Origin of the sequence: Vibrio hangzhouensis (genome assembly GCF_900107935.1) — a bacterium.
GTDB lineage: Bacteria > Pseudomonadota > Gammaproteobacteria > Enterobacterales > Vibrionaceae > Vibrio > Vibrio hangzhouensis.
On record NZ_FNVG01000012.1, the window covers coordinates 1 to 12,491 of the forward strand.

General features: G+C 46.8%; 12 protein-coding genes. 11 read left to right on the forward strand and 1 reads right to left on the reverse strand.

Annotated elements, in window-relative coordinates:
- Positions 1 to 596: 596 nt before the first annotated feature.
- The 10 genes from C4S60_RS12895 (at position 597) to C4S60_RS12940 (ending at position 9,944) form a co-directional block, all read left to right on the forward strand.
- Positions 597 to 977 (forward strand): hypothetical protein, encoded by a 381-nt coding sequence (locus tag C4S60_RS12895; RefSeq protein ID WP_103880766.1) that lies wholly within the window; start codon positions 597 to 599, stop codon positions 975 to 977.
- 81 nt (positions 978 to 1,058) lie between these two features.
- Positions 1,059 to 1,658 carry a hypothetical protein gene (locus C4S60_RS12900; protein WP_103880767.1) on the forward strand — a complete coding sequence of 200 codons (600 nt, stop codon included), beginning with the start codon at positions 1,059 to 1,061 and terminating at the stop codon, positions 1,656 to 1,658.
- Between the two features lie 247 nt (positions 1,659 to 1,905).
- A complete protein-coding gene (locus C4S60_RS12905; protein ID WP_103880768.1) occupies positions 1,906 to 2,394 on the forward strand; it encodes a porin family protein in 489 nt (162 codons plus the stop codon).
- 412 nt (positions 2,395 to 2,806) lie between these two features.
- Positions 2,807 to 3,811, forward strand: a complete 1,005-nt coding sequence (locus tag C4S60_RS12910) for a TRAP transporter substrate-binding protein (RefSeq protein WP_103880897.1) — start codon at positions 2,807 to 2,809, stop codon at positions 3,809 to 3,811.
- A 55-nt stretch (positions 3,812 to 3,866) separates the two neighbouring features.
- On the forward strand, positions 3,867 to 4,412 hold the full coding sequence (locus tag C4S60_RS12915) for a TRAP transporter small permease subunit (RefSeq protein ID WP_103880769.1): 546 nt from the start codon (positions 3,867 to 3,869) through the stop codon (positions 4,410 to 4,412).
- Between the two features lie 151 nt (positions 4,413 to 4,563).
- Positions 4,564 to 5,841, forward strand: a complete 1,278-nt coding sequence (locus C4S60_RS12920; protein WP_103880898.1) for a TRAP transporter large permease — start codon at positions 4,564 to 4,566, stop codon at positions 5,839 to 5,841.
- 33 nt (positions 5,842 to 5,874) lie between these two features.
- Positions 5,875 to 6,357 carry a gluconokinase gene (locus tag C4S60_RS12925; protein ID WP_103880770.1) on the forward strand — a complete coding sequence of 161 codons (483 nt, stop codon included), beginning with the start codon at positions 5,875 to 5,877 and terminating at the stop codon, positions 6,355 to 6,357.
- 39 nt (positions 6,358 to 6,396) lie between these two features.
- The gene (gene edd / locus C4S60_RS12930) at positions 6,397 to 8,196 is read left to right on the forward strand and encodes a phosphogluconate dehydratase (RefSeq protein WP_103880771.1); all 1,800 of its coding nucleotides are present in this window, start codon (positions 6,397 to 6,399) and stop codon (positions 8,194 to 8,196) included.
- A 39-nt stretch (positions 8,197 to 8,235) separates the two neighbouring features.
- The gene (locus C4S60_RS12935; protein ID WP_103880772.1) at positions 8,236 to 8,877 is read left to right on the forward strand and encodes a bifunctional 4-hydroxy-2-oxoglutarate aldolase/2-dehydro-3-deoxy-phosphogluconate aldolase; all 642 of its coding nucleotides are present in this window, start codon (positions 8,236 to 8,238) and stop codon (positions 8,875 to 8,877) included.
- 59 nt (positions 8,878 to 8,936) lie between these two features.
- Positions 8,937 to 9,944 (forward strand): substrate-binding domain-containing protein, encoded by a 1,008-nt coding sequence (locus tag C4S60_RS12940; protein ID WP_103880773.1) that lies wholly within the window; start codon positions 8,937 to 8,939, stop codon positions 9,942 to 9,944.
- A gap of 29 nt (positions 9,945 to 9,973) precedes the next feature.
- On the opposite strand, the gene C4S60_RS12945 is transcribed toward C4S60_RS12940, so the two are convergent.
- Positions 9,974 to 10,429 (reverse strand): Lrp/AsnC family transcriptional regulator, encoded by a 456-nt coding sequence (locus C4S60_RS12945; RefSeq protein ID WP_103880774.1) that lies wholly within the window; start codon positions 10,427 to 10,429, stop codon positions 9,974 to 9,976.
- A 132-nt stretch (positions 10,430 to 10,561) separates the two neighbouring features.
- Between C4S60_RS12945 and C4S60_RS12950 the strand changes: the two genes are divergently transcribed.
- Positions 10,562 to 12,373: a trans-sulfuration enzyme family protein gene (locus tag C4S60_RS12950; protein WP_103880775.1), complete on the forward strand. Its 1,812-nt coding sequence runs from the start codon at positions 10,562 to 10,564 to the stop codon at positions 12,371 to 12,373.
- Positions 12,374 to 12,491: the final 118 nt, after the last annotated feature.

The window sequence follows — 12,491 nt, forward strand, 5'->3', positions numbered from 1 at the left end:
TCAGCTGTTCCCCATGACCAGTCTGGAACGGCTTCACGGTGGACAATTGCCATTATCTGCCAGCACACTTAAATTTCTGGATATCATGCTGGCAGCCCCGAAAGAGGATATCGAGTTTCTCTCTGACTTTTATCGCGAGTTAAAAAAGCGTGATGAAGATATACTCAAGTAACATCAAGATGTCTGTTCAGCGAGAACTACTTGGCTTCTAGGCGCAGCAGTGATTTGGAGATCTAGTGGCTCTAAATCGAAAATCGCTAACAAAGCATATAAGCCAAGTAAACTCGCCCTTTGGGAGCTCATCAAGGTGCCCATTTCTGCGTCAAATAGCTTCGAAAGGGAATACCATTCCTTCAACTATTTTCCTTGAACTGAATACCTTGATGAAGCTCTGAGTCCTGCATCTTGAGGTCACTTGAGTATAAGTCCTAACCTTTAACGATGAAGCGTCCACTGTCTTATTGATCGTGGACGCTTTCCGTATTTCAAACTTTACGTCCCAGCAGTTTCCATATCTTGGATATCCACTCTGATAATCTTTCTTTCAACGGCACTCAACGTGTGCCATTAAGAGAAAGATTATTGGAGACAACCTTATGAAAATTTTACCAAAACTATTTCCTCTCATGTTGATGTTCATCTTGCCAGTGTCATCGAGTTATGCAGCATCATCACCCGAGCCGACAGCCCGACAGGCTCAGACAGAGCAGTACGCGTTAATGGTCGCATCAGGAAAATTACTGAGCCTGAGCAAATGGAAAGTGGAGGTGGATTTTGGTCAGGCTTTGGAGATTGGCATTAAGAACAAAGATCTACTGCGTGATGACAATGGCAATACCCTGTCATTTAACTCTCCGATGGATGCGCTCAACTTTATGAATAGTCAGGGTTGGACTCTAGTGTCAGCCACCACCACAGACAACCGCTTTACCGCGGTCATCAAACGCCCGATACACAAAACGTCTGATACACAATAGCAAAGCCAAATAGACCCGTTTGGCATCCCTATTTTTACCATGTATCGCTCAATACAGGATAACGTTCTCCATGGTGGTCCTATGAATAAAGATATGAATATACCCGTAGAGTTTATCAGAACGAGTCAGTCTACTCCGCCTCTCAAAGCCACTTTGGATGAAACTCGTATACCACAAATGTGCGCATCTGCCGCTCAATCCTATTCAGCGGGAATACTAGCGCAGGACTTATTAAATAGTTTTAATGAATCTGGTGTTTCATTTGACAAAAAAAAATGCTCAATCTCCAACAGGAGCAATATTGAAATATCGTTACTCAGCAGCTTGATAATAAAGCACCAACTTATGTTCGAAGCATTCAAGCTTTCCATTCTTCCAGCACTTAAGGGAGAGAGCTTAAGGGTTATGCCAAATTGGGAGCTGGACCAACAGAAACGAATAATACTAATTCAGGTATTAGACTTGCTCAGTAATATGGTTCGGCGACGAATGTTCCCTAACAGTTCATTAATTGCTACTGGATTTGTTGCTGCGCTAGAGCTTTTAGAGTCACTGGATATAGAGGAACGAGCGTCCTACTTGCCGTATTGTCGAAGCTTGATTATGCAGCGCGTCATCAAGGTTACCGACAACAATGGGGAATTGGCAACGACGCCATGCGAGTCTGTTCAGGTCGCATAACTGGCTCTCTCATAGGATCTATTTTTGAAAACAATAAACATGCACTTGGCATGACAATAATTTGACATGGTCGCAGGGCTACCTCGGCGTTATTTCAATATGCACAAATTCACGAATAAGCAAAAATTTACGAATAAGAACTGACTTAATAAAGTTGAGCCATAAAGAAAAACAATTTTAATTAGCCAGTAATTTATTCACCTTTCCTTCTATAGGAATAACTTTCATCAACTAAGGTATATCACTTATGAAACTTAAGCATAAACTTATTTTATTATCAACGTCACTATTTGCACTGCCAGCTCTGGCACAGGGTTTCTACGCGGGAGCAAGTATTGGTTATGGTAATCAGCAAAATCTATTCGATGATTTGGGTTCTGGTACCGGTTATTTAATGGCAGGTTATCGAATTAATGACAACATTGGTGCTGAATATCGCTTTGGAGGGGTAAATGCGAGTAACAGTGAAATTAACCCTAAGTCCTACAACAGCCTCCTTTTGCGTGCCAGTTACGAGCTAGAGCAGAACTTTGAAATTTACGGCCTGGTCGGTATTACTCAGGCCAACGGATATTTCTGGAATAAACAGACACATGTTACCAGTCCGAGCGTGGGTCTTGGTGTTCGTTACGAAATTTCCGATGGTCTGGGCGTCAACGCTGAATATGTCTCTGTCGTATCAGCACGAGATTATTCACTGTCAGCGGCCTATTTTGGGATAGATTACCGTTTCTAACCCCATAAAACAAAGTGCAAGGATGCACTTCTGACTTCAAAATCGCTACCAACCACCGGGCTTATCGCCCTCTGCACTCTCTACTCGCCTACACACTCTACCTACGTCGTTCATCTTTTCTCGTGTTCATTCACTACCAGAATCAACTTGCCTGCGCCAATGATATTGCCTGTCAACGAGCCACAGCCTTCTATTCAAACTTGTTCAATTCAACACAACAAATACCAAAGAAGTTGCATATCAAGTCATGATAAATTCTCAAAGCCGATAATCAAGTTTATAGAATAAGTGTGACCAATCGCTTAGATGTTACACAATGTTACCGATAACATAGCTTATGTTACCGGGAACATCCGTAACTTCAAATTAAACGATAACGAAACAAGCAAAGGATCTACTTATGAATCGTCCCCTGAAAAAGCTCTCAACCCTCGTAGCGGCAGCGTTACTTTCAACAACCGCCATTGCTGCTGATTTTAGCTTCAAGTTCCAATCGAGTGACCCGTCAGGTGATAAGAACTTCCAAGTACAAAAGGAATGGGCTGAAACCGTAGAAAAAATGTCGGCTGGCCGTATCGAAATCGACTTGCTACCTGTCGGCGCGGTTGTTAAGCACACTGAAACTCTCGATGCAATTAAGATGGGGGTCATTGATGGCCACATTACCGCAACGGGCTACTTCTCTGGCAAAGATCCAGCCTTTGGCCTCATCGGCAACATGGTTGGCGCCTGGTCAGATACTCGCCAACTTCTGCAGTACATCAATCACGGTGGTGGATATGAACTGATGACCGAGCTATATGCTCCATACGGTGTTAAATACATCGGTGGCTCAACAACAGGTGTTGAGGCATTTGTATCCAAAGTTCCTCTAAATGGTGTTGCGGACCTGAAAGGTCTGAAACTTCGAGCACCGGAAGGCCTGGTGCAACAAGTCTTTGCGGCAGCAGGTGCCACGCCCGTCAATCTACCAGGTTCAGAAGTGTTTACCGGACTAAGCAAAGGCGTTATCGACGCTGCGGACTACACCGTATTCTCAACAAACCATCAAGCTGGCATGAATGACATCGCGACGCACCCAGTACAACCAGGTTTTCACTCTCTACCCACCATTGATATCTCAATGAGCCAGAAAAAATGGGACAAACTGCCCGCTGACTTGCAGACCATCATGACCGTATCTGTGCGTGACTTTGCACAGAACATTACCACTCAGTTACGCATTGCCGATCAGAAAGCGGTCAAAGAAGCAAAGGCAAATCCCGACATCACCATTCACGACTGGTCTCAGGAAGAGCGCAAGAAGTTCCGTCAGATCGCAATGGGTGAGTGGGAGAAATACGCTAAGCGTTCACCAAACGCACAAAAGGTGTATGACTCCATCACGACTTATTTGAAAGACGCTGATCTTCTGTAAGTAAACACAATATAGGGAGGTAGTTCTTACCTCCCGCCTTTCCGGACGTATAGATATGAAAAACTCAGACACAAATGTGGCTGAAATGCCCAAGAACACCCTAGATAAAGTCATCGCGCGTGTCAGTGAAGTATTAAGCCTGTTTTTTGCCTTCACCGTCATTATCTCTTTTTACGAGGTCGTCAGCCGATACGTTTTCGATTCACCCACGATTTGGGTGCACGAAACAGCCTCGTTCATTGGCGGCTCCTTATTTGTCATTGGCGGTGCTTACGCACTGGCAACCGACAAGCATGTGCGTGTGGTACTCATTTATGATTCGGTCTCTCAGAAAACAAGGCAATACCTCAACATTTTTCATCATTTAGCAGGATTGTTGTTCAGCGGATTATTGATTTTTGCAGCCTGGCAAATGGTCAGTAACTCATGGTTTACACCCTGGGGAGAACTAAGGTTAGAAACCTCCGGTACGGCATGGGATCCCGCTTTTCCTGCGCTACTCAAAGGACTGATTGGCTTCACGGTATGTCTGATGTTTATCCAGTTTGCTCTGCACCTGATCAATGAAATTCAACAACTGAAGGAAGAGAACAATGTTTAACTTATCTTCTGCAAAAGCCGAATCTGCTAACCGCTTCAATTTTATCCTACTTGCTGGCGGGGTGATAATTCTGAGCGCGCTTGGCTGGTTAGCCTCATACGTGATATCCACTGATCTTTCTTCAATCGGCATTGCCTATGGCAGTTTGCTGATGCTGGTGCTGATGATCGGGTTGCTATTAACTGGTATGCAATTGGCCTTCGTCACTGGACTCGTCGCACTTATTTTCACTCTTGGATGGTTTGGCGTTGATGCCTTACCTCTGGTGACGAGCCGAATCTTTAGTTTTGTCAATGGTTACGTATTTCTAGCCGTCCCCATGTTTGTTTTGATGGCTGCACTTCTTGATCGCTCGGGTATTGCCAGAGATTTGTTTGATGCAATGAAAAGCGTGGGTCGAAAAGTGCGAGGCGGCGTTGCCGTTCAAACCCTGATCGTTGCCGTCATACTGGCGTCCATGTCTGGAGTCATTGGTGGTGAAACCGTACTATTGGGCATCCTTGCGCTACCTCAGATGCTGCGCCTTGGCTATGACCGCAAACTCGCCATTGGTACCACCTGCGCAGGTGGGGCACTGGGTACGATGCTCCCTCCAAGTATCGTTCTTATCATATATGGCCTATCAGCGTCTGTTTCTATTGGTGACCTGTTTAAGGCGTCATTTTTGCCTGCCTTTATTCTGGCCTTCTTCTACATCGGATATGTACTGATCCGCTGTAAGCTCAACCCGAGTCTGGCACCGCTACCTTCCCAGGAGGAGCTAGAAGAAGATGCAAAAGAAAATCCTAGTTATTTCAAAGCACTGTTCTTCCCTTTACTCTCTGTCGCAACCGTTTTGGGCAGTATCTACACAGGTGTCGCGTCTGTCACAGAAGCCTCTGCTCTGGGTGTAGTGGGTATTGCCGTCAGCGCAGCGATTCGAAAAGAGCTTAACTGGACAATGATCAAAGAGTCGGCCATCGCCACAATGCGTACTTGCGGCATGATCATGTGGATTGGTATTGGTGCATCCGCTCTGGTCGGTGTCTATAACCTCATGGGTGGTATCGATTTTGTTGAACAAACGATCCTCGCGCTCAGTGGTGGTAATGCGATGACGACCTTGCTCATCATGATGGCCATTCTGTTTGTGCTGGGTATGTTCCTCGACTGGGTCGGTGTTGCACTGCTTACAATGCCTATCTTTGTCCCTATCATCACCAGCTTAGGTATGGACCCGATTTGGTTTGGCGTTGTGTTCTGTCTGAACATGCAGGTGGCGTTCCTATCTCCACCATTTGGTCCTGCTGCATTCTATCTTAAGTCTGTTGCTCCTAAAGACATCAGTCTGGGTGAAATTTTCGTATCGCTACTGCCGTTTATCGCCCTGCAGATCTCCGTTCTAGCCTTAGTCATCCTGTTCCCTCAGCTTGCACTATGGTGGCAATAAACCGTTCACACAGCCCTAGATAGAGAAAATTGAATGAAAAGAAAATATATCGTAATGGGGGTTTCTGGATGTGGGAAGTCCTCAATCGGTCAAGCTGTTGCCGATGAACTCAACATCCCGTTTTTTGATGGTGATGATTACCACTCAGAAGCCAACGTACAGAAAATGCAAAGTGGCGTGCCCTTAACGGATGAAGACCGGAGGTCGTGGTTAATAAGGCTAAATGCACTGCTACGAGAGAACGATAGTCTGGTTGTGGCCTGTTCAGCACTCAAGCCCGAGTATCGCGATATTCTGGGAAAAGGCTGTCAGGAACTGGTCTATCTATACCTCAAAGGTGACTTCGAGACCATATGGTCAAGACATAAAGCGCGACAAGGGCACTACTTTCAGGGTTCTGCAATGCTTGAGAGTCAGTTTGAAACACTCATTGAGCCTTCTGAAAACGAAGCGCTACACATAGATATCAAACAGACACCTACTCAGATTACCCAAGACATCCTCTCCAGGATCTAACAAAAGTGGGTTGCACTCGCAGCCCACAGGTAACTAAAGATGACGATAAACTCAGTAATTACAAAAGTGGCACAAAACATCGTTCAGCGAAGTGAGCAAAGCCGAAAGACGTACTTAGAGAATCTAGAGCATTCCGCAAACAAAGGAAAACTTCGTGCAAGCCTGTCGTGCGGAAATCTGGCACATACCGTGGCCGCATCTACAAAAGCGGAGAAGGTATCTCTTCTCGATTTTACCAAAGCCAATCTGGCCATCGTCAGCTCATACAATGACATGGTGAGTGCACACCAACCGTATCTGTACTACCCAGAACTCATTAAAAAGGCTCTGGCGGAACTTGGTAACACTGCACAGGTGGCGGGTGGCGTCCCCGCCATGTGTGACGGCATCACACAAGGCAACGATGGGATGGAACTGTCGCTCTTCTCACGCGATCTCATTGCCCAGTCAACCGCACTTTCACTCAGCCACAATACATTTGACGGCACATTACTGCTTGGTGTCTGTGACAAAATCGCACCTGGGCAACTTATGGGAGCCTTAACATTTGGGCACCTTCCCACGATGTTTGTCCCGTCCGGCCCGATGGCGAGCGGGATCAGTAATGATGAGAAGGTCTCAACCCGACAAAAGTACGTCGCCGGCGAAGTGGACAAACGCGCCTTATTAGAGGTTGAATGCAAAGCGTATCACTCAGCGGGAACCTGTACCTTTTTTGGGACCGCAAACACCAATCAGCTCGTATTTGAAGCCATGGGGCTGATGCTCCCTGGCTCCGCTTTTGTCGCCCCGAATACCCTGTTACGTGACAAGTTAACCGAAAAGGCAGCGCAATATCTTGCCTCCGTTAGCGTCAACCAGCATAGCAAAAAGGCCGTCGGGCATGTCGTCAATGAGAAGTCTGTCGTTAATGGACTGGTCGCTCTTCTAGCGGCGGGTGGCAGCACTAACCATACCATTCATCTTGTCGCGGTCGCCAAAGCTGCAGGTTGGATAGTCACCTGGGATGACCTCGATGAGCTTTCACGGGTCGTACCTCTGCTGGTAAACATGTACCCCAATGGAGATGCCGATATCAATGCGTTCCACAAAGCGGGAGGGGTTCCTGCATTAATGAAAAACCTCAGCCTGCGTGGCCTGATTTTCATGGATGCCAACCCTGCCTACGGCACAATGGAAGATTACCTGACCTCTCCATATTTGGATGCGGTGGGACAAGTTCGCTTCGCTCCCGCTATGGAGAGTTCTGACACCAAGGTGCTGGCGGATAGTCGCGGCAGCTTCAGCGAAACAGGCGGCTTAAAACTTCTGAGTGGCAACCTGGGACGTGGGGTCATGAAAGTGAGTGCCGTTGCCGAGGAGCACCAAAAAGTCACCGCACCCGCCTTAGTATTTGAGTCCCAGCACGACGTCGAAATCGCTTACAAAAACGGTCTTATCAAGGACGATGCCGTCATTGTCGTCCGCTTTAATGGACCAGCCGCTAACGGCATGCCTGAGCTGCACAAGCTCATGCCGATTTTGGGGAATCTCATGAAACAGGGTCTGAAAGTGGCACTGGTCACCGATGGCAGACTGTCCGGAGCGTCAGGAAAAGTTCCGGCCGTGATTCACATGACGCCAGAAGCAAAGCGCGGTGGTCCTTTAGCACAAATACAGAATGGTGACATGATTGAGATCGATGGCCAGACTGGCAAGGTCAGTGTCCTCAACAATATAGAACACCGACTAATCGCTGAGTCAAATCTGTCCAACAGTCAAAGAGGCAGCGGCAGAGAGCTGTTTGGTGTTTTTCGCCATTTAATTTCCAGCGCAGAACAAGGCGCGACACTTTTTTAGTCGCCTAACTACACTAACCAATTAAGCAAGGATTGAAACATGAACTGGTTACATTCTCCACAACACGTATTTGCATCGTCACCAATCGTACCCGTCATGGTCATTGACCATGTCGAAGATGCCATTCCACTCGCCAAGGCTTTATCAGAAGGTGGGATTAATGTTTTCGAGATTACACTACGTACAGAGGCAGCGCTCGCGGCAATCCGTGCCATTGCCGATGAAATGCCAGATTCAATGGTAGGTGCAGGCACAGTGCTGACTCCAGAGCAATATGATGCGGTTGTGGAGGCAGGAGCAAAATTTGTTATCTCTCCGGGAGCCCCTTCCGTCTTATTGCAACACGCAGCCAATCACCCAGTCGCTTTGATTCCCGGTGTATCCACGCCAACAGAAATCATGAATGCTATGAACCATGGCTACGACCACCTGAAGTTTTTTCCTGCTGAAGCCAATGGGGGAGCAAAAGCATTGAAAGCTATCTCGGCCCCTTTGCCACAAGCATGCTTTTGCCCTACCGGGGGAATCAATCCAAACAACATCGCCGAATACCAAGCGCTCTCTTGCGTTAAAACCGTTGGAGGCACCTGGATGATCCCCGCCGACGCTATCATAAGTAAAGATTGGCCTCGCATTACGCAACTTACCAGAGAAGCCATCGCAATTGCTTCAGGCAACTAATTCCAAACATGAAGAGGCTACATTAACTACGGTAGCCTCACCATAACCAGGAATGTTTTATGACGTACAAAAAGCATAGACCCACATTACAAGATATCGCGGATAGGATCGGTGTCACCAAGATGACGGTAAGCCGGTATTTAAGAGACCCCAGTAAAGTCTCAGCTTCCGTCGGAGCCAAAATTGATGAAGTCGCCAAAGAGCTTGGTTATGTTTCCAATCGTGCCCCCGACATCTTATCCAAAGCCAAAAGTTACTCCATTGGTGTCCTGCTTCCCTCATTAACCAACCAAGTATTTGACGAAGTATTGAGAGGCATCGAGGGGGTGATTGAGCCCAAAGGCTATCAGGCGATGCTCGCTCATTACGGCTATGGAAAACACACTGAAGAGAAGCGAATCGAAAATTTACTCAGTTACAACATCGACGGAATTATTCTTTCTGAAAGCTTTCACACTGAGCGAGCCAAAAAGATCCTCACAGCCTCTGGCATCCCCATCGTCGAGATCATGGACTCTGTTTCGGCTCCAATACATCAAGCGGTTGGCATTGACAATGTGAAAGCCAGTCAACACGCAACAACCATGCTGCTCTCAAGGGGAAGAAAGCGCATCGTCTACCTGGCAGCTCGAATGGACGAGCGGACCAAACAAAAGATCCATGGATATGAGAAAGCAATGGAAGCTGAAAAGCTAACCCCTTTGGTGATTTCTACCATGAAACCCTCCACCTATACGCTTGGCTCGCAGTTGATGAAAGACACGCTGGCATCCTACCCTGATGTTGATGCCGTGATTTGCACCAATGACGATATCGCAATAGGGGCACTTTACGAAACTTTGCGCCAGGGTATTGAGGTACCAAAGGCCATCGCCATCGTCGGATTTCATGGCCACAATATTACTTCTGAAATAAGCCCAAGACTTGCAACTGTGATTACGCCCAGAGAAAAAATAGGCAAAATGGCTGCCGAGCAGTTAATGGCGCGGATCATCAATCCTGAAGCAAAGGTGGCGCAAAAGTTGATCGAACTGGATACTCAATTTCATCTTGGTGAAACCATTTAGTGATCGCAATCTCCCCTGAAGAATACATATTACCGCACCGGCAACTTGGTCTTTCTTTTAACTTGTCCAAACGCAAAACTCGACTCAATCGAGGCAATATTAGGCAGCCTGGTCAGCTCCTTGCGAATAAACTGCTCATAACTTTTGAGTGATTCACTGACCACATGCAAAAGGTAATCGTGGTTTCCGGTCATCAGGAAACATTCAATGACTTCATCGATCAACGCAATATGATGTTCAAAGTCACGCATGTTCTCTTCGGTAGGCTTCTCCAGTTTAACCAGGACAAACACGTTGATGGGGAGTCCACAAGCTTCTTGGTCCACACTGGCGTGGTAACCTCGAATAATTCCCTTTTTTTCCAGCTCACGCACGCGACGAAGGCATGGGGACGGCGAAAGAGCCACTCTGTCTGCAAGCTCTTGATTAGTTAGCCGGGCGTTGCTTTGGAGTTCTATAAGTATTTTCTTGTCGATCTCATCCATTAGCATATTCCATCAAATACTAGCCTCATTACGCAATTTTATTGCTCAATAAGCATCAGACACTTCTCATTTCGCAATCATTAACAATTTTATAACACTAAACTTAGTAGAGGTAAAACAAAGGATGGAACTATGAATACCTCAACTCAACTTAGCCCTCTGCGTAAAACAACCAAACACGAACAAGCAGAAGCGCTCGCGATTGAACAAGCCAAACATTTTGGTATTGACCCGAACAGTGAATACGGAACCACGTTAGTCGAACTGGCGACAACGCTCTACAAGGCCAATACCAAAACACATGATCTCTGGGCAATAACTGTCGATGGGCTTTCCGAGCTTGATAAAAGCGATCGAATCGCCTGGTTCAATGCCAAACGATTTTTGTCATTCCAGATCGCGAAGATCCTCGATAACCTGCAAAACCCGATGCGAACTACCTACCAGTCGATCGCCACCAATAACGGCCACTTCGCCTCTAAGGGGGCATACCCTATTTTCGACAATGTCGCCGCAATCTTCTCAGCAAGTCCTGTTATTACTCGTACCGCTACTTATCTATTTGCATGCACCGAATGGATTGAAGACGCATTCAACGGCAAAGAGCCACTGCATGATATCTATTCACGGTTGCTTAACCCTACGTCCATTTCACTGGCTAACCACATGGTGGATCTTGAAGCGGGTACCAGAGCGAGTGAGTATCTAGCCTGGAACTTTAACTCAGGAATGGCAGCCATTGATGGGTTATTAAGCCACTTGTTAGGTCATGAAGATATTGTACTGGCCTCACGCAATATCTATGGTGGCTCATACCAATTGTTAGAAGATTGGTTTGGTAAACCGTCCAACCTCAATGTCGCCGTCGAGTGGGTAGATGGCTATTCTGGCGATGAGTTTGCAACACGCCTGGATGAGGTCGCGGATAAATACGCTGACCGCCTGACTGCCGGTAAAAAGATCTATATCTATCTCGAATCACCTTGTAACCCACACGGTTATGTACTCGATGTCGCGAGTATCAGCCGGGTTGCCCACCAGCGAGGTTGGGACGTGATTGTTGATTCAACGGTAGGTACACCTTTATTGCACCCTGTTCTGAAACGCGATGATGTGATGGAACGCCCTGACTTTGTGATTCACTCATACACCAAAGAGCTTGCCGGTTCCGGTACCACCACGGCTGGGGTTGTGATTGGTCGTAATGAGACCATGTTTGTTCCGAAAGGCGAAGAGGCAGCATTCATTAAACCCAATGGTGCTCAAATAACGATTCCGTGGAACGAAACATTGTTCTGGAACGTGTATTACATCAAAGGCGCTTTCCTTGACGCAGATAAAGCGTTTGAGGTACTCAACGGAATGAAAACTTACGAGATGCGCGTGGTTCAGAAAACCATTAACACCCTGACACTGGCAAAGATTTTTGATGCCCACCCTGACATCAACGTCTCTTGCCCTGCGTTACCCGACAGTGATAACTACGCCCACTGTCAGAACAACATGCATCTTGGCTTACCTGCGGCGTTATTTACCATTGATATGGAAGGCAACGGCAACCGTGAACCAATCAACCGCGAAGTCTTTAAACAGTTTTTCGACATGCTAGAGCCTGCCATCGGTATGCAGGTCAGCCTCGGACAAACCAATACCGTCGCCCTGTGTCCGGCTCTTACTACTCACTCAGAACTCCATGATGAAGCACTGGCAGAAGCAGGCATTAAGCCGACAACCATGCGAATTTCGGTGGGGCTGGAAGATCCCAGAATGTTTATCGCCCATATTATCGAAGCAGCAAAGCTGTCCATTGACCGCAAACATTCTGATTTTTCGTCCAGTTTTCCATGTGCCGACAGTATCGATGACATTTATATGCAGACGTATATGGATGTTCATCGCAGATTCTCAAGTAGCTTGCCAAGGTTTAATGAACTGAGTCGCTAAGTCCAAAAACAGCACTCAAAGGCTCTGTTGTTTTCCTGCAGCAGAGCCTTCTTCTTAAGACCGAAAACCATAACTTGAACCCCGTCATAATTTTAATAAACTCCCTTCCATTAAATTT